The sequence below is a fragment of the Streptomyces sp. PH10-H1 genome, assembly GCF_030063355.1.
Classification (GTDB): Bacteria; Actinomycetota; Actinomycetes; order Streptomycetales; family Streptomycetaceae; genus Actinacidiphila.
In genome coordinates this window covers 14,378-31,597 of the sequence record NZ_JASISZ010000006.1, presented here as the reverse complement: position 1 = coordinate 31,597, position 17,220 = coordinate 14,378, and the positions used below count along the sequence as shown (strand labels likewise).

Here is a 17,220-nt window from a genome sequence, read left to right as displayed (position 1 = left end):
CACCCCCGCCGCCACCCCTGCTGTCACCCCTGCTGTCACCCCCGCGAAGCATGTGCCCGTGATGCTGCGGCGCTGCCTGGACCTGCTGGCTCCCGCGCTGGCCGGACCGGGCGCCGTGGTCGTGGATGCCACGCTCGGACTCGGCGGCCACAGCGAGGCGCTGCTGACCACGTTCCCCGCGGCCCGGCTGGTCGCCATCGACCGCGACCCCGCCGCCCTCAAACTCTCCGCCGAGCGCCTCGCGCCGTTCGGCGACCGGGCCACGCTCGTGCACGCGGTCTACGACGAGCTGCCGGAGGTCATCGCCCGGCTCGGCATCCCCAAGGTCCAGGGCGTCCTGTTCGACCTGGGGGTCTCGTCCATGCAGCTCGACGAGGCGGACCGCGGCTTCGCCTACGCGCAGGACGCCCCGCTCGACATGCGGATGGACCAGACCACCGGGATCAGCGCCGCCGAGGTGCTCAACACCTACCCGCCGGGCGACCTCGTGCGGATCCTGCGCAACTACGGCGAGGAGAAGTTCGCCCGCAAGATCGTCGACGCGGTGGTCAAGCAGCGTGTGAAGGAACCGTTCAGCAACAGCGCGCGCCTGGTCGAACTCATCCGCGACGTACTGCCGCAGGCGGCCAAGCGGACCGGCGGCAACCCCGCCAAGCGCACCTTCCAGGCGCTGCGTATCGAGGTCAACGCCGAACTCGCCGCCGTGGAGGCCGCGATCCCGGCCGCGCTGGGCGCCCTCGCGGTGGGGGGCCGGATCGCCGTCCTCTCGTACCAGTCGCTGGAGGACCGCATCGTCAAGCAGGCGTTCGCGGCGGGCGCGGCCAACACCGCCCCGCCCGGTCTGCCCGTCGTGCCCGAGCGCTACCAGCCGCGGCTGAAGCTCCTCACCCGCGGTGCGGAGCTGCCGAGCGAGGAGGAGGTCGCCGAGAACCGGCGCGCCGCCCCCGCCCGGCTGCGCGGCGCGGAACGGATCCGGGAGGAGGCGCTGTGAGCCCGTCCCGGTCGGCCGCGGCGGCCCGCGCGCCGTTCGTGCTGCTGGTGGTGGCGCTGCTGGCCGGCGGCCTCATCTCGCTGCTGCTGCTGAACGGGGCCGTCAACCAGGATTCCTTCGAGCTGAACAGGCTGCAGAAGGACACCAAGAAGTACACCGACGAGGAGCAGGCGCTCCAGCAGGACGTGGACCGGTACAAGGCGCCCGACGCGCTCGACCGGCGCGCCCGCGAGCTGGGCATGGTGCCCGGCGGCAATCCCGCCTTCCTGAACCCCGACGGCACCGTCCGCGGCGATCCCACCGAGGCCCAGGCCGGGCCCTCCGCGTCACCCGCCAGAACCCAGCCGCCGCCCACCGCGGCCCCGACCGCGAACCGCACGGCCGCCGCCAAGCCCTCCCCGCACACCCCCGTGCCCTCCGGCAGCGCGGCCGCGCCCACCTCCCAGGCCGCCCCGACTTCCCAGACCTCCGGCAGGTGACCTCGTGACCAGTCCCCGCATGCTGCGCGCCGCCCCAGGGGGCGGTGCGCGTGAGTGAGCCCAGGCGTCCGGAACGCGGGCGGCTGCCGCGCCCCGGAGGGCCCAGGGCGGCGGGCGGCCGGGGCGCGGAGCGCGCGCAGGGCGCCGGGAGGTTGAGTCGCCCCGCATCGGGCCAGGCCGCGCGTCCCGCCGCCCGCAGGCCGCGGCCGCCACGCCCCTCGGCCCCGCTGCGACTGGGCCGCCCCAGGCCCCGGCTGCGGCTCGTCGGCGTCGCGCTGACGCTCGTGATGCTCGCGTTCGTCGTCCGGCTGCTGCAGGTGCAGGCCGTCGACGCGTCCGCGTACGCGGCCAAGGCCGCCGTCAACCGCTGGGTGTCGCACGAGGTCGCCGCCGACCGGGGGACCATCACTGACCGGTCGGGCACCGACCTGGCGACCACCGTCGACGCGTACGACATCACCGCCGACCCGTTCCTGTTCACCGCCGAGCAGTCGAAGACCAAGGACGCGCCCGCGCAGGCCGCGGAACTGCTCGCGCCGATCGTGGGCGGCGACCCGAAGACCATCGCGAAGAAGCTCGCCGCGCCGAACTCCCGCTACCAGGTCCTCGCCCGGCAGCAGACCCCGCAGGTCTGGAACCAGATCAAGGACCTCAAGCGGGCGTTGGGCGACAAGGCGGCCAAGGCGAAGGGCGTCAATGTGCTCGCCGGGGTCTTCAGCGACCCCCACACCAAGCGGGTCTACCCGGCGGGCGACCTCGCGGCCGGCGTCATCGGCTTCGTGAACGGCGAGGGCGTCGGCGGCGGCGGTCTCGAGGCGCTGCTCAACAAGGAGCTCGCGGGCGAGCCCGGCAAGATCCGCTACGCCCAGTCCAGCGGCCGCCAGGTCCCCACCGCCGGGGTCCAGGAGCATCCCGCCGTGCCCGGCTCGGACGTCGAGCTGACCATCGACCGGGATATCCAGTGGGCGGCGCAGAGCGCCATCACCGCGCAGGTCCAGAAGTCCAGGGCGGACCGCGGCTATGTGATCGTCCAGGACACCCGCACCGGCGAGATCCTCGCGATGGCCAACGCACCCGGCTATGACCCGAACGATCTCGCGCACGCCAGCTCGAACTCGCTGGGCAACGCCGCGGTCCAGGACGCCTACGAGCCCGGCAGCGTCAGCAAGCTGATGTCGATGGCCGCGGTCCTGGACCAGGGCGCCGCGACCCCCGCGACCCATGTCACGGTCCCCGGCACCCTGCCACGCGCGGACCGGATCTTCCACGACGACGTGGACCACGGCACCTGGTCGCTGACCCTCAACGGGGTGCTCGCCAAGTCCAGCAACATCGGCACGATCCTGGCGAGCGGGCAGCTCGGCAGGACCCAGGCCGAGGCGAACAAGGTGCTGTACTCGTATCTGAAGAAGTTCGGGATCGGGGATCCCACGGGCCTCGGCTTCCCCGGCGAGACCCGCGGCATCCTGGCCAAGCCCCAGAACTGGAACGGCTCCCAGCAGTACACGATCCCGTTCGGCCAGGGCCTGTCGCTCAGCGCCCTGCAGGCCACCTCGGTCTACTCGACGGTCGCCAACGGCGGGGTGCGCGTGGCGCCCAGCCTGATCCGCGGCATCACCGGGCCCGATGGCCGCTTCGTACCGTCGGAGGCGCCCGCGAAGTCCCGGGTGGTCAGCGAGAAGACCGCCACGACCCTGGCCACCATGCTGGAGTCCGTGGTCGGTGACGAACAGGGCACCGGCAGCAAGGCCCGCATCGCCGGCTACCGGGTCGCGGGCAAGACCGGCACGGCCAACCGGGTGGACCCGGTCACCGGCCGCTACAAGGGCTACACGGCCTCCTTCCTGGGCTTCGCACCCGCCGACGACCCCCGCGTCACGGTTTCCTGCGTGATCCAGAACCCGACCAGCGGCAGCTACTTCGGTGGTCAGATCTGCGGCCCGGTCTTCAAGCAGGTCATGGAATTCGCCCTCAAATCCCTGCAGGCCGCGCCCTCCGGCAAGGAGGCACCGCACCTGCCCGTCGAGTTCGACCCCGCAAAGAGGTGACAACGATCACATCCGACGGCGACCGGCCGGTCCGGGACCGGGGGCCTTTTGGCCCCGACCCCGGCCAGCCCGGTAACCTCACCGCCGTGCCAAAAGCTGATCAGTCCTCCCTCAAGCAGCCGGGTGCCCCGCGCCCGTCCCACGTCCGACCCAAAGCGCTGGCGGAGCTGGCCGCGCATCTGGGCGCGGCGCTGCCCGCGGACGGCGCCCCCGCCACTGGCATCACCCACGACTCACGGGCGGTCCGCCCCGGCGACGTCTACGCGGCGCTGCCGGGCGCCCGCTTCCACGGAGCGGACTTCGCCGCCCAGGCCGCGGACCTGGGCGCGGTCGCGATCCTCACCGATTTGGCGGGCTCCGCGCGCGCCGCGGCCACCGGTCTGCCGGTCCTGACCGTGGACGATCCACGGTCCCGGATGGGCGCGCTGGCCGCCGCGATCTACGACGACCCCGGCCGGGACCTGCTGCAGATCGGCATCACCGGCACCTCGGGCAAGACCACCACGGCGTATCTCGTCGAAGGCGGCCTGCGGGCACATGAGGAGCAGCGCGCAGCGCTGTCCGCCAAGGGTGGTGATGGGCGACGGGAGGGCGGCAGGGCCACCGGCCTGATCGGCACCGTCGAGTCGCGGATCGGCGACGAGCGGATCAAGAGCGAGCGCACCACCCCCGAGGCCACCGACCTGCAGGCGCTGTTCGCCTTGATGCGCGAGCGGGGCGTCCGGTCGGTGGTCATGGAGGTCTCCAGCCACGCGCTGGTGCTCGGCCGGGTGGACGGCGCGGTCTTCGACGTGGCGGTCTTCAACAACCTCAGCCCCGAGCACATGGAATTCCACACGGGCATGGAGGACTACTTCCAGGCGAAGGCGCGGCTGTTCACGCCGCAGCGCAGCCGGGTAGGCGTCGTCAACCTCGACGACGCCTACGGCCGGCGGCTCGTCGCCGAGGCCGGGGTCCCGGTCACCACGTTCTCCGCCGAGGGGAACCCGGACGCCGACTGGCGCGCCGTCGACGTCGCGACCGGCCCGTTGGGCAGCACCTTCACCGTCCTCGGCCCCAAGGGCGAGACGGCGCGGGCCGCCGCCCCGCTGCCGGGCCCGTTCAACGTCGCCAACACCCTCGCCGCCATCACCGCGCTCGTCATCGCCGGGATCGACCCGCAGACCGCCGCGGACGGTGTCGCCGCGGTCCCCGGCGTCCCCGGCCGGCTGGAGGGCGTGGACGCCGGCCAGCCGTATCTCGCGGTGGTGGACTACGCGCACAAGACCGACGCCGTCGAGTCCGTGCTGCGCGCCCTGCGCAAGACCACCGAGGGCCGCATCCACGCCGTACTCGGCTGCGGTGGCGACCGCGACCAGCACAAGCGGGGCCCGATGGGCGCCGCCTGCGCGCGGCTCGCGGACACCGCCGTACTCACGTCCGACAACCCGCGCTCCGAGGACCCCCTCGCTATCCTCGCCGCGATGCTGAACGGAGCCGCCGAGGTACCCGCCTTCGAGCGCGGACACGTCATCGTCGAGCCCGACCGGGCCGCCGCCATCGCCATCGCCGTAGCCCGCGCCCAGCCCGGCGACATCGTGCTGGTCGCGGGCAAGGGCCACGAACAGGGCCAGGACATCGCCGGAGTGGTACGCCCCTTCGACGACCGGGAAGTACTGCGCGCCGCCATCGAGAAGGACCAGGAACAGCTGTGATCCCACTCACCCTCGCCGAGGTCGCCGACGCGGTCAGCGGGAGGATGCACGACATACCGGAACCAGGGACGCGCGTGACGGGCCCCGTGGTCATCGACTCCAGGGACGTGGTGCCCGGCGCGCTGTTCGCCGCGCTGCCGGGCGAGCGCGTGGACGGCCACACGTTCGCCGAGGGCGCCGTGAAGGACGGAGCGGTGGCGGTACTCGCCTCCCGCCCGGTCGGCGTGCCCGCGATCGTCGTCGACGACGTGGTCGCCGCGCTCGGCGCCCTCGCCAGGACCGTCATCGCGCGGCTCGGCGCGACCACCGTGGCGCTCACCGGTTCCGCGGGCAAGACCAGCACCAAGGACCTGATGGCCCAGCTGCTGGAACGGCACGCGCCCACGGTGTGGACACCCGGCTCGTTCAACAACGAGATCGGGCTGCCGCTCACCGCGCTGCGCGCCGACGAGTCCACCCGGCACCTCGTGCTGGAGATGGGCGCCCGCGGCATCGGCCACATCCGGTACCTCGCCGGGCTCACCCCGCCGCGGATCGGCGTCGTCCTCAACGTCGGCGCCGCGCACATCGGCGAGTTCGGCGGTCGTGATCAAACCGCCCTGGCCAAGGGCGAACTCGTCGAGGCGCTGCCCGCCGCCGACCAGGGGGGAGTGGCCGTCCTCAACGCCGACGATCCGCTGGTGCGCGCGATGGCCTCCCGTACGAAGGCCCGCGTCGTGCTCTTCGGAGAGGCCGCCGACGCCGGCATCCGTGCGGAGAATGTCCGCCTCAACGACCGAGGTCAGCCGCTCTTCACACTCCGCACACCGGCCGGGTGCGCCGAAGTGACCTTGCGCCTGTACGGTGAGCACCACGTGTCGAACGCGCTCGCCGCGGCCGCCGTCGCCCGTGAACTGGGCATGCCCGTCGAGGAGATCGCCACCGCGCTCTCCGGTGCGGGGACGCTTTCTCACTGGCGTATGGAGGTCACCGAGCGGCCCGACGGCGTGACGGTCGTCAACGACGCCTACAACGCGAACCCCGACTCCATGAGAGCCGCTCTGCGCGCGCTCGCCGCCATGGGGCGCGGACGTCGTACGTGGGCGGTGCTCGGCGAGATGGCCGAACTCGGTGGGGAGTCCCTCACCGAGCACGACGCGGTCGGGCGACTGGTCGTCCGGCTCAACGTCAGCAAGCTCGTGGCCGTAGGCGGCCTGGAAGCCGCCTGGTTGGATATGGGCGCCAAGAACGAGGGTTCGTGGGGTGAGGAGTCGGTGCACGTGTCCGACGCGGAGACGGCGATCGACCTGCTGCGCAGCGAATTGCGCCCGGGGGACGTCGTGCTGGTGAAGGCATCGAGGGCGGTCGGACTGGAGCGCGTGGCACTGGCGCTGCTCGACGGCACCGAAGGTGAGGTCGCCGCGCGATGAAGCAGATTCTCGTATCCGGTGTGCTCGGTCTTTTCCTGTCCTTGATCGGCACCCCGTTGCTGATCCGTCTGCTGGCCCGCAAGGGCTACGGGCAGATGATCCGCGACGATGGTCCGAAGACCCACCACAGCAAGCGCGGCACCCCGACGATGGGCGGCATCGCGTTCATCCTGGCGACCCTGGTCGCCTATGCCGCCACCAAGGTCATCACCAGTGAGCGGCCTTCGATGTCGGGTCTGCTGGTGCTGTTCCTGACCGCCGGTCTCGGCCTGGTCGGCTTCCTCGACGACTACATCAAGATCGTCAAGCAGCGGAGCCTGGGCCTGCGGGCCAAGGCGAAACTGGGCGGCCAGCTGATCGTCGGCGTCGCCTTCGCCGTCCTGGCGCTGAACTTCTCGGACTCGCGCGGCCAGACCCCGGCGTCCACCAAGCTCTCCTTCGTCCAGGACTTCGGCTGGACGATCGGCCCGGTGATCTTCGTCATCTGGGCGCTGTTCATGATCCTGGCGATGTCCAACGGCGTGAACCTCACCGACGGCCTCGACGGCCTGGCCACCGGCGCGTCCGTGATGGTCTTCGCCGCCTACACCGTCATCGGCGTCTGGCAGTACGGCCAGTGGTGCGGCGCCCCGCTCAGCGCCAACGGCGCCTGCTACGAGGTCAGGGACCCGCTCGACCTGGCGGTCGTCGCCGCGGCCCTGATGGGCGCGTGCTTCGGCTTCCTGTGGTGGAACACCTCACCGGCCAAGATCTTCATGGGTGACACCGGTTCGCTGGCCCTGGGCGGCGCGCTCGCCGGCCTGGCGATCTGCTCGCGCACCGAGCTGCTGCTCACGATCCTCGGCGGCCTGTTCGTCCTCATCACGCTCTCCGTGGTCATCCAGGTCGGCTCCTTCCGGCTCACCGGCAAGCGGGTCTTCCGGATGGCGCCGCTCCAGCACCACTTCGAACTCAAGGGCTGGAGCGAAGTCCTGGTCGTGGTCCGCTTCTGGATCATTCAGGGCATGTGCATGGCCGTGGGCCTCGGTCTGTTCTACGCGGGCTGGGTGGCCGCCTCGTGACAGCGCCCGGCCTGTCGCCACCGCAGCTGGCCGGAGTCCCCGTCACCGTCGCGGGCCTGGGCGTCTCCGGTGTGCCGGCCGCCCGGGTGCTGCACGGCCTGGGCGCCGTCGTCACCGTCGTGAACAGCGGCGCCGGCGAGCGCGAGCAGCGCGAGGCGGCAGAACTGCGCGCGCTGGGCATCACGGTGCGCCTCGGCGACGGCGACACGCTCCCCGAGGGCGCGCGGCTCGTGGTCACCTCACCGGGCTGGAAGCCCGCGAGCCCGCTCTTCGCGGCCGCTGCCGCGGCGGGCATCGAGGTGTGGGGCGATGTGGAGCTGGCGTGGCGGCTCCGGGGTGAGAGTGCCGCGCCCTGGCTGGCGGTCACCGGCACCAACGGCAAGACCACCACCGTCCAGATGCTCGCCGCCATCCTGAAGGCCGCAGGGCTGCGCACCGCCGCCGTCGGCAATATCGGCGTATCGCTCCTGGACGCCGTGCTCGGCGAGGAGAAGTACGACGTCCTGGCCGTCGAGCTGTCCAGCTACCAGCTGCACTGGGCGCCCAGCGTCCGACCGCACTCCGCGGTGGTCCTGAACCTCGCGCCCGACCACCTCGACTGGCACGGTTCCATGGAGGCGTACGCCGCCGACAAGGGCCGAATCTACGAGGGAAACCAGGTCGCCTGCGTCTACAACACCGCCGACCCGGCTACCGAGGCGCTGGTCCGCGCGGCCGACGTCGAGGAGGGCGCCCGCGCGATCGGCTTCACCCTCGGCAGCCCCCGCCCGTCCGAGTTCGGCGTCGTGGACGGCATCCTGATCGACCGCGCCTTCGTCGACAGCCGGCACAAGAACGCCCAGGAGCTGGCGGAAGTCTCCGACATCCAGCCGCCCGCCCCGCACAACATCGCCAACGCCCTGGCCGCCGCGGCGCTGGCCCGCGCCTTCGGCGTCGAACCGGCCGCCGTACGCGACGGACTGCGGGCCTTCCGGCCCGACGCCCACCGCATCTCCCTCGTGGAGACCGTCGGCGGGGTCGCCTACGTGGACGACTCCAAGGCCACCAACACCCACGCCGCCGAGGCGTCCCTGGCCGCCTACGAATCCATTGTGTGGATCGCGGGCGGACTCGCCAAGGGCGCCGTGTTCGACGAGTTGGTGCGCAAGGCCGCCCCGCGGCTGCGCGGCGTGGTGCTGATCGGCGCCGACCGCGCGCTGATCCGCGAAGCGCTCGCACGACACGCCCCCGAGGTCCCGGTGACCGACCTGGAACGGACCGACACTGGGGCGATGGCCGCGGCGGTGCGGGCGGCGCGGGAGCTCTCCCGGCCGGGTGACACGGTCCTGCTGGCACCGGCCTGCGCCTCCATGGACATGTTCACCAACTACGGCGAGCGTGGCGAGGCATTCGCCGGGGCCGTGCGGGCCCTGGCACCCGAGAGCGCGGGACACGACAACTAGCCGGGCGTCCCCGCGCCGCTGAACACCCCGGCCCAGCGCACCACTGGAGGGGACGCATGACGGCAGACCGTTCCGCCGCCCGCGGCGTCGAGCGCCGCTCCCGGGAGGGGGCGGCGCGCGTGCTGCCGGGCAGGCGGGTCACCGCGCGCCCGGCCCGGCCCCCGGTAGCCGCTCCCGAGCGCAGGGCGGCCCGGCCCGGCGCCCTGGGTGGCCCGCGCAGGCTCCACAACCGGCTCCAGGCGGCCTGGGACCGCCCGCTCACGGCGTATTACCTGATCCTCGGCGGCAGCCTGCTCATCACCGTGCTGGGCCTGGTGATGGTCTACTCCGCCTCGATGATCCAGGCGCTGCGCTACGGCTACCCGTCCACGTACTACTTCCGCAAGCAACTGCTCGCGGCCGCCATCGGCACCGTGCTGTTGATCTCCGCGGCGCGTATGCCCGTCAAGCTGCACCGCGCGCTGGCGTATCCGCTGCTGCTCGGCGCGGTTTTCCTGATGTGCCTGGTCCAGGTGCCGGGAATAGGGGAAACGGTCAACGGCAATACCAACTGGATCTCTCTCGGCGGGCCTTTCCAGCTTCAGCCCAGTGAATTCGGCAAGCTCGCGCTCGTCCTGTGGGGCTCCGACCTGCTGGCCCGCAAGAGCGACAAGAACCTGCTCATCCAGTGGAAGCACCTGCTGGTCCCGCTGGTGCCCGTGACATTCATGGTGCTCGGCCTGATCATGCTCGGCGGCGACATGGGCACCACGATCATCCTCACGGCGATTCTCTTCGGACTGCTGTGGCTTGCCGGTGCGCCGACCCGGTTGTTCGCGGGAGTACTTTCCGGCGCCGCCTTCCTCGCGTTTCTGGCGATCAGGACCAGTCCCAACCGGATGTCCCGGCTCGGCTGCATCGCCGCGAGCGATCCGGGCACCCACGACCAGTGCTGGCAGGCGGTGCACGGGATCTACGCGCTCGCCTCCGGTGGCTGGTTCGGTTCCGGACTCGGTGCGAGTATGGAGAAATGGGGCGAACTGCCCGAGCCGCACACCGACTTCATCTTCGCCGTCACCGGGGAGGAACTGGGTCTCGCGGGGACGCTGTCGGTTCTCGCCCTCTTCGCGGCCCTAGGCTATGCGGGTATCCGCGTGGCCGGTCGTACGGAGGACCCCTTCGTCAGGTTCGCAGCGGGTGGCGTGACAACCTGGATCACGGCTCAGGCCGTGATCAACATTGGTGCGGTGCTCGGCCTGCTGCCGATCGCCGGAGTCCCGCTTCCGCTGTTCTCCTACGGAGGTTCGGCCCTCCTGCCGACGATGTTCGCGATCGGGTTGCTCATCTCCTTCGCAAGGAGTGAGCCCGGGGCGCGAGCGGCACTTGCCATACGCGGGCGCGGTTCCCTGACGGGGGCTATGACACGGACGATGAGACGGTTCGTCAAGAGACGGCCGTCCGGAGAGCGGTGAATTTCGGTGCATGTCGTACTCGCCGGTGGGGGGACCGCCGGCCACATCGAGCCTGCGCTCGCGCTCGCCGATGCCCTGCGCAGGCAGGACCCGACCGTAGGAATCACAGCGCTCGGCACGGAGAAGGGCCTGGAGACCAGGCTCGTCCCGGAGCGCGGTTATGAACTGGCGCTCATCCCGGCCGTTCCACTGCCACGCCGGCCCACTCCCGAACTGATCACCGTCCCCGGACGGCTGCGCGGCACCATCAAGGCCGCGGAGCAGATCCTGGAACGCACCAAGGCGGATGTGGTCGTCGGGTTCGGCGGCTATGTCGCGCTGCCCGGCTATCTCGCCGCCAAGCGCCTCGGCGTGCCGATCGTCGTCCACGAGGCCAACGCCCGCCCCGGCCTCGCCAACAAGATCGGCTCCCGCTACGCCCACGGCGTCGCCGTCAGCAGCCCGGACAGCAAGCTGCGCAACGCGCGGTACATCGGCATCCCGCTGCGCCGTTCGATCGCCACCCTCGACCGCGCCGGCAGGCGCGCCGAGGCACGGGCCGCCTTCGGACTCGACCAGAATCTTCCGACTCTGCTCGTTTCCGGTGGATCCCAGGGCGCACGCCGGCTGAACGAGGTGATCGCGACGGTCGCTCCGCGACTGCAGCAGTCCGGCATCCAGATCCTGCACGCCGTCGGCCCGAAGAACGAACTGCCGGTCGCCGACAACATGCCCGGTATGCCGCCCTACCGTCCGGTCCCGTACATCGACCGGATGGATCTCGCGTACGCCGCCGCCGACATGATGCTCTGCCGGGCCGGCGCCATGACGGTCGCCGAGCTGTCCGCGGTCGGCCTGCCGGCCGCCTACGTCCCGCTGCCCATCGGCAACGGCGAACAGCGCCTCAACGCCCAGCCGCTGGTGAAGGCCGGCGGCGGGCTGCTGGTCGACGACGCGGAACTGACGCCGGACTGGGTCATCGGCAACGTCCTCCCGGTGCTCACCGATCCGCACCGGCTGTACGAGATGTCCCGCTCCGCCGCGGAGTTCGGCCGCCCCGACGCCGACGACCTGCTGGTCGGCATGGTGTACGAGGCCATCGCCGCCCGCCGGGCAGGATAGGAGCCCCGCCCCCCGGCGGGTTTGGAGACCAAGGCGCCCCCGGTCACGGGCCGGGGGCGGCCGAGGGCGCGGGAAGGGGCGAACGCATGGCAGGACCGACGACCGCCGAGCGCGGTGAGAAGGCGGAGCCGGCCGCTCCCGCGCGTCGCACGCCCGCCCGCCGCAAGCGCGCGCGCCGCGCCGTGCTGATCCTGCTCATCGTGGCCACTGTGCTGGCCGTCGCCGGGACATGGCTGGTCTACGGCTCGTCCTGGCTGAGCGCGCAGCGCGTCACGGTGAGCGGCACCAGGGTGCTCACCCCCGAACAGGTGCGGGCCACCGCAGCCGTGCCGCTCAGGGGACCGCTCGCCTCGGTCGACACCGGCGCGGTCGAACGCCGGCTGCTGGCGGCCCTGCCGCGTATCGACAAGGTGACCGTCGAACGCGACTGGCCGCACACCATCGGTCTGAAAGTGACCGAGAGAACACCCTCCGCCGTTCTGAAGAGCGGCGGAAAGTTCATCGAAGTGGACGCGGAAGGCGTGCGTTTCGCCACCGTCGACACCTCGCCCGCCGGTGTTCCTCTCGTGGAATTGACTCCCGATCAGTCTCCGAGCCTTCTCCACTTCGGAACTAAGAACCTGCTGCGGGCGGCCGTCGAAGTGTCGTCGAGTCTCCCCGATTCCGTTCGCAGGGATGCCCGTGTCATCCGCATGCGGTCCTATGACAGCGTCACCGTCGAACTGTCCGGCGGCCGGACGGTGGTGTGGGGGAGCGCGGAACACGGTTCGGAGAAGGCCGCGGTGCTCACCGCTCTGATGAAGGCGGCGAAAAACGCCGGCAGATTCGATGTAAGCGCTCCCAGCGCCCCTGCGGCATCGGGAAGTTGACGATGAGTATCCGGGTTTGCCCCCTGGTTCGCCCGAGCGGGCCGTGATCACATAAGGTCAAAAGAAAAACGGGAGGTTCGGCGTGTTCGTTGAACGCACACCGCTTGTCGACTTAGTGTCCTGTCCCAAGGAACGCATGGGACAGGCATACTGGTAACCCTAAACCTCAGCGTTAGGGTTCGGGGCAGCACCGGCGAACGTACCGACCGTCCCACAGGCATACGTAACTCGAGGCGAGAGGCCTTCGACGTGGCAGCACCGCAGAACTACCTCGCAGTCATCAAGGTCGTCGGAATCGGCGGCGGTGGCGTCAATGCCATCAACCGGATGATCGAGGTCGGTCTCAAGGGCGTCGAGTTCATCGCGATCAACACCGATGCGCAGGCCCTTCTGATGAGCGACGCCGACGTCAAGCTCGACGTCGGCCGCGAACTCACTCGCGGCCTCGGCGCCGGCGCGAACCCCGATGTCGGCCGCAAGGCCGCCGAGGACCACCGCGAAGAGATCGAAGAGGTGCTCAAGGGCGCCGACATGGTCTTCGTCACCGCGGGCGAGGGCGGCGGCACCGGCACCGGCGGCGCGCCCGTGGTCGCCCACATCGCCCGTTCGCTGGGCGCCCTGACGATCGGTGTGGTCACCAGGCCGTTCACCTTCGAGGGCCGCCGCCGCGCGAACCAGGCCGAGGACGGCATCGCCGGCCTGCGCGAGAATGTCGACACCCTCATCGTCATCCCCAACGACCGGTTGCTGTCCATCTCGGACCGCCAGGTCAGCGTGCTCGACGCGTTCCGGTCCGCCGACCAGGTGCTGCTGTCCGGCGTGCAGGGGATCACCGACCTCATCACCACCCCGGGCCTGATCAACCTGGACTTCGCCGACGTGAAGTCCGTGATGTCCGAAGCCGGTTCCGCCCTGATGGGCATCGGGTCGGCCCGCGGCGACGACCGCGCGGTCGCGGCAGCGGAGATGGCCATCTCCTCGCCGCTGCTCGAAGCCTCCATCGACGGCGCCCGCGGCGTCCTGCTCTCCATCTCCGGCGGCTCCGACCTCGGCCTGTTCGAGATCAACGAGTCGGCACAGCTGGTGGCCGAGGCCGCGCACCCCGAAGCCAACATCATCTTCGGTGCGGTCATTGATGACGCGCTCGGCGACGAGGTCCGGGTCACTGTCATCGCGGCCGGCTTCGACGGCGGCCAGCCGCCGCCCAAGGGCAACCGCGACAAGGTGCTCGGCGCGTACAGCGGCCGCGAGGAGACGCCCGCCTCCTCCGGCCCCGCCCGGGTCGGCAGCCAGGCCGAGGCCCCGCGCCCGACCTCCTACAGCGGTCTCGGCAGTGTGCCGGTGCGCGCAGAGGAGCCGGAGCCGGTCGCCGAGGTCCCGCCGAGCCCCATCGCCCCGCCGCACGTGCCGCCGGCCCGTCCCTACCAGGACTCCGCGGCCGAGGAGCTCGACGTACCCGATTTTCTGAAGTGACCTGAAGCGACCTGAAGCGACCTTCTTTCCGCTGAAGTGATCCCAGTGATCTACTGGAAGTGACCGGGCGCAGTCCCGTGGTGAACGGCGCGCACTTCGTCTCGGCCCTCGGGCCGCGGCGCGGTGAGCGCCGTTCGCTCGTATCCGCCCAACTCGCCCGGTTCACGGCGAACATGGGTGAGATATCCCATGTTCGTACCATCGGTTTGAATGAAGGATCGTGAGCGAGGCAGTGACGGAGCGGAAGGCCCAACTGGCCGCGAATCTGGCCCGGGTCGAGGAGCGCATCGCCGCCGCCTGCGAGACGGCGGGACGCGATCGCAAGGACGTGACCCTGATCGTGGTCACCAAGACCTACCCCGCCGACGATGTGCGGATTCTTTCGGAACTCGGCGTCCGGCATGTCGCGGAGAACCGCGACCAGGATGCCGCCCCGAAGGCCGCGGCCTGCGCAGACCTGCCGCTCAGCTGGCATTTCGTGGGCCAGTTGCAGACCAATAAGGTACGTTCCGTGGTCAGTTACGCCGATATCGTGCACTCCGTCGACCGGCTCCGGCTGGTCGGCGCCCTGTCGGCCGCGGCCGTCGCCGCGGGACGCGAGGTGGGCTGCCTGGTCCAGGTGGCCCTTGACGCGGAGTCAGGGACCCGGGACAGCAGGGGCGGAGCCGCCCCCGATGCCGTCGAGGGCCTCGCCGACGCGCTCGCCGCCGCACCGGGCCTCAGGTTCGACGGGCTGATGACCGTGGCGCCGCTCGCGGGCCCGTACCAGGGGCAACCCCGTGCCGCCTTCGATCGGCTGGCGGAAATCGCATCCGGCCTGCGCGCGGCCCATCCGGCTGCCACCATGGTCTCGGCAGGGATGAGCGCCGACCTTGAGCAGGCGGTCGCGGCGGGAGCGACACATGTACGCGTCGGTACTGCGGTACTCGGAGTCCGTCCCGGGCTCCGGTAACGTCACCAAACAAGTCGGACCACAGCAATAAATATGGTCTTTCCCCGCTGAGAGGACGCAGAGCATGGCCGGCGCGATGCGCAAGATGGCGGTCTACCTCGGCCTCGTGGAGGACGACGGGTACGACGGCCCGGGGTTCGATCCCGATGACGAGTTCGAACCCGAGCCGGAGCCTGAGCGCAACCACAGGCCACGCAGCCAGCACAGCCAGCACCAGCCACAACAGGACGAACCGGCACGTCTCGTCCATGCGCCGGCGCCCCGTGAACCGCGGATCGCCCCAGTGGCATCCATCACACCCGAACGTCACAGCCTGGAGAAGAACGCACCGGTGATCATGCCCAAGGTCGTGTCCGAGCGTGAGCCCTACCGGATCACCACACTTCACCCCCGCACGTACAACGAAGCCCGTACCATCGGGGAACACTTCCGCGAGGGCACACCGGTGATCATGAATCTGACGGAGATGGACGACACGGACGCAAAGCGTCTTGTCGACTTCGCCGCAGGTCTGGTGTTCGGCCTCCACGGCAGCATCGAGCGGGTGACGCAGAAGGTGTTCCTGCTGTCGCCTGCTAACGTCGATGTCACGGCGGAGGACAAGGCCCGCATCGCCGAGGGCGGGTTCTTCAACCAGAGCTGAGTACCACGCAACCGAGGAACAACCGAGGAATCCGGCCACCAGGCCGAAGGCGAGCAGGGGAGAGGGAAGCGCGATGAGCTACGCACTACAGGTGCTCTACATCGTGCTGATGTGCTTCCTGATCGTGCTGATCTTCCGGTTGGTGATGGATTACGTCTTCCAGTTCGCGCGCTCATGGCAACCTGGGAAGCCGATGGTGGTGGTCCTTGAGGCCGCCTACACTGTCACCGATCCGCCACTCAAGCTTCTGCGGCGGTTCATTCCGCCGCTGCGTCTCGGGGGCGTGGCGCTCGACCTGTCCTTCTTCGTATTGATGATCATCGTGCTCATCCTGCTCCGCGTTGTCGGGAGTCTGTGATGAACGATGCGGACTCCCGATATGTCGACGATCACGTTGAGGTGAAGAGATGCCGCTGACCCCCGAGGACGTGCGGAACAAGCAGTTCACGACCGTCCGCCTCCGAGAAGGCTATGACGAGGACGAGGTCGACGCCTTCCTGGATGAGGTCGAGGGCGAGCTGACCAGGCTCCTGCGAGAAAACGAGGACCTGCGCGCCAAACTGGCCGCGGCCACCCGAGCCGCCGCCCAGAACCAACAGCAGGGCATGCGCAAGCCCGAACAGCAGGACCGCCCGGTCCCTGCGGCCATATCCGGTCCGCAGCCGGTGCCGCCCCAGCAGATGGGCCCGCCCCAGCAGATGGGTCAGCCCCAGCAGCAGTCCGGTGCGCTGCAGCTGCCTGCCGGGCCGAGCGCCCAGCAGCACGGTCCCGGTCCGATGGGACAGGGTCCGATGGGACAGGGTCAGGGTCCGATGGGCCAGGGCCCCATGGGTCAGGGTCCGATGGGTCAGGGCCCGATGGGCCAGCAGCACCCGATGCAGCAGCAGCACCCCATGCAGCAGCAGCATCCGATGCAGCAGCAGGGTCACCCCATGCAGCAGCAGTCGCCCGGTGGCGACAGCGCCGCCCGGGTTCTCTCGCTGGCGCAGCAGACCGCCGACCAGGCGATCGCGGAGGCCCGTTCCGAGGCCAACAAGATCGTCGGCGAGGCACGCAGCCGTGCCGAGGGACTGGAGCGGGATGCCCGCTCCAAGGCTGACGCCCTGGAGCGGGACGCGCAGGAGAAGCACCGCGTCGCGATGGGCTCCCTGGAGTCCGCGCGCGCCACGCTGGAGCGCAAGGTCGAGGACCTGCGCGGCTTCGAGCGCGAGTACCGGACCCGTCTGAAGTCGTACCTGGAGAGCCAGCTGCGCCAGCTGGAGACCCAGGCCGACGACTCGCTGGCTCCGCCGCGTACGCCGGCGACCGCGTCACTTCCCGCCACGTCCTCCATGGGCGGCACGATGAGTGGCTCCATGGGCGGTGGCATGGCTCCGGCCGGTGCCGGTGCCATGGGACACAGCGGTCAGAACCCGTCGTACGGCAACCAGGGGATGGGTCACAGCGGCCCGAACCCGACGTATGGCGGCCAGCAGCAGATGTCTCCTGCCATGACGCAGCCGATGGCTCCGGTGCGGCCGCAGAGCCCGCAGCCGTTGCAGCAGGCGCCTACGCCGATGCGTGGGTTCCTGATTGACGAGGACGACAACTAAGTCGGTCGCTTGTCG

The 17,220-nt window shown here is 70.5% G+C and carries 15 protein-coding genes; all 15 read left to right on the top strand.

Annotated elements, in window-relative coordinates:
* The first annotated feature begins 61 nt into the window (after positions 1-61).
* The 15 genes from rsmH to QMK24_RS05935 all read left to right on the top strand — a co-directional run bounded on the left by rsmH (position 62) and on the right by QMK24_RS05935 (position 17,205).
* Positions 62-991, top strand: a complete 930-nt coding sequence (gene rsmH, locus QMK24_RS06005) for a 16S rRNA (cytosine(1402)-N(4))-methyltransferase RsmH (RefSeq protein ID WP_502962479.1) — start codon at positions 62-64, stop codon at positions 989-991.
* Entirely contained in the window at positions 988-1,470 is a 483-nt protein-coding gene (gene ftsL / locus QMK24_RS06000; RefSeq protein ID WP_283464101.1) for a cell division protein FtsL, read from the top strand. The genes rsmH and ftsL overlap by 4 nt, the downstream gene beginning before the upstream one ends.
* 50 nt (positions 1,471-1,520) lie before the next feature.
* Positions 1,521-3,518: a peptidoglycan D,D-transpeptidase FtsI family protein gene (locus tag QMK24_RS05995; protein WP_283464100.1), complete on the top strand. Its 1,998-nt coding sequence runs from the start codon at positions 1,521-1,523 to the stop codon at positions 3,516-3,518.
* Positions 3,515-5,212, top strand: coding sequence for a UDP-N-acetylmuramoyl-L-alanyl-D-glutamate--2,6-diaminopimelate ligase (locus QMK24_RS05990; RefSeq protein ID WP_283464099.1), 1,698 nt, complete (start codon positions 3,515-3,517; stop codon positions 5,210-5,212). The genes QMK24_RS05995 and QMK24_RS05990 overlap by 4 nt, the downstream gene beginning before the upstream one ends.
* Positions 5,209-6,621, top strand: coding sequence for a UDP-N-acetylmuramoyl-tripeptide--D-alanyl-D-alanine ligase (locus tag QMK24_RS05985; RefSeq protein WP_283464098.1), 1,413 nt, complete (start codon positions 5,209-5,211; stop codon positions 6,619-6,621). The genes QMK24_RS05990 and QMK24_RS05985 overlap by 4 nt, the downstream gene beginning before the upstream one ends.
* Entirely contained in the window at positions 6,618-7,682 is a 1,065-nt protein-coding gene (gene mraY, locus QMK24_RS05980) for a phospho-N-acetylmuramoyl-pentapeptide-transferase (RefSeq protein WP_283464097.1), read from the top strand. The genes QMK24_RS05985 and mraY overlap by 4 nt, the downstream gene beginning before the upstream one ends.
* Positions 7,679-9,124 (top strand): UDP-N-acetylmuramoyl-L-alanine--D-glutamate ligase, encoded by a 1,446-nt coding sequence (gene murD, locus QMK24_RS05975; protein ID WP_283464095.1) that lies wholly within the window; start codon positions 7,679-7,681, stop codon positions 9,122-9,124. Before mraY ends, murD begins: the two co-directional genes overlap by 4 nt.
* Positions 9,125-9,180: 56 nt before the next feature.
* The gene (gene ftsW, locus QMK24_RS05970; protein WP_283464094.1) at positions 9,181-10,575 is read left to right on the top strand and encodes a putative lipid II flippase FtsW; all 1,395 of its coding nucleotides are present in this window, start codon (positions 9,181-9,183) and stop codon (positions 10,573-10,575) included.
* Between the two features lie 6 nt (positions 10,576-10,581).
* Positions 10,582-11,676: an undecaprenyldiphospho-muramoylpentapeptide beta-N-acetylglucosaminyltransferase gene (gene murG, locus QMK24_RS05965; RefSeq protein ID WP_283464093.1), complete on the top strand. Its 1,095-nt coding sequence runs from the start codon at positions 10,582-10,584 to the stop codon at positions 11,674-11,676.
* A gap of 86 nt (positions 11,677-11,762) precedes the next feature.
* A complete protein-coding gene (locus tag QMK24_RS05960; protein ID WP_283464092.1) occupies positions 11,763-12,545 on the top strand; it encodes a cell division protein FtsQ/DivIB in 783 nt (260 codons plus the stop codon).
* A 249-nt stretch (positions 12,546-12,794) separates the two neighbouring features.
* On the top strand, positions 12,795-14,018 hold the full coding sequence (gene ftsZ / locus QMK24_RS05955) for a cell division protein FtsZ (RefSeq protein WP_283464091.1): 1,224 nt from the start codon (positions 12,795-12,797) through the stop codon (positions 14,016-14,018).
* 232 nt (positions 14,019-14,250) lie between these two features.
* Complete coding sequence (locus QMK24_RS05950) at positions 14,251-14,970, top strand: YggS family pyridoxal phosphate-dependent enzyme (RefSeq protein WP_283464275.1); 720 nt, start codon at positions 14,251-14,253, stop codon at positions 14,968-14,970.
* A 64-nt stretch (positions 14,971-15,034) separates the two neighbouring features.
* A complete protein-coding gene (locus QMK24_RS05945) occupies positions 15,035-15,613 on the top strand; it encodes a cell division protein SepF (protein ID WP_283464090.1) in 579 nt (192 codons plus the stop codon).
* Between the two features lie 73 nt (positions 15,614-15,686).
* A complete protein-coding gene (locus QMK24_RS05940) occupies positions 15,687-15,971 on the top strand; it encodes a YggT family protein (RefSeq protein WP_283464089.1) in 285 nt (94 codons plus the stop codon).
* A gap of 49 nt (positions 15,972-16,020) precedes the next feature.
* Entirely contained in the window at positions 16,021-17,205 is a 1,185-nt protein-coding gene (locus tag QMK24_RS05935; RefSeq protein ID WP_283464088.1) for a DivIVA domain-containing protein, read from the top strand.
* Positions 17,206-17,220: the final 15 nt, after the last annotated feature.

What these genes read in the sequence shown, in the direction of transcription:
- QMK24_RS05935 (WP_283464088.1), top strand. Translation starts at nt 16,021, where the DNA reads ATGCCGCTGACCCCCGAGGACGTGCGGAACAAGCAGTTCACGACCGTC.
- QMK24_RS05960 (WP_283464092.1), top strand. Translation starts at nt 11,763, where the DNA reads ATGGCAGGACCGACGACCGCCGAGCGCGGTGAGAAGGCGGAGCCGGCC.
- QMK24_RS05945 (WP_283464090.1), top strand. Translation starts at nt 15,035, where the DNA reads ATGGCCGGCGCGATGCGCAAGATGGCGGTCTACCTCGGCCTCGTGGAG.
- ftsW (WP_283464094.1), top strand. Translation starts at nt 9,181, where the DNA reads ATGACGGCAGACCGTTCCGCCGCCCGCGGCGTCGAGCGCCGCTCCCGG.
- mraY (WP_283464097.1), top strand. Translation starts at nt 6,618, where the DNA reads ATGAAGCAGATTCTCGTATCCGGTGTGCTCGGTCTTTTCCTGTCCTTG.
- rsmH (WP_502962479.1), top strand. Translation starts at nt 62, where the DNA reads ATGCTGCGGCGCTGCCTGGACCTGCTGGCTCCCGCGCTGGCCGGACCG.
- QMK24_RS05940 (WP_283464089.1), top strand. Translation starts at nt 15,687, where the DNA reads ATGAGCTACGCACTACAGGTGCTCTACATCGTGCTGATGTGCTTCCTG.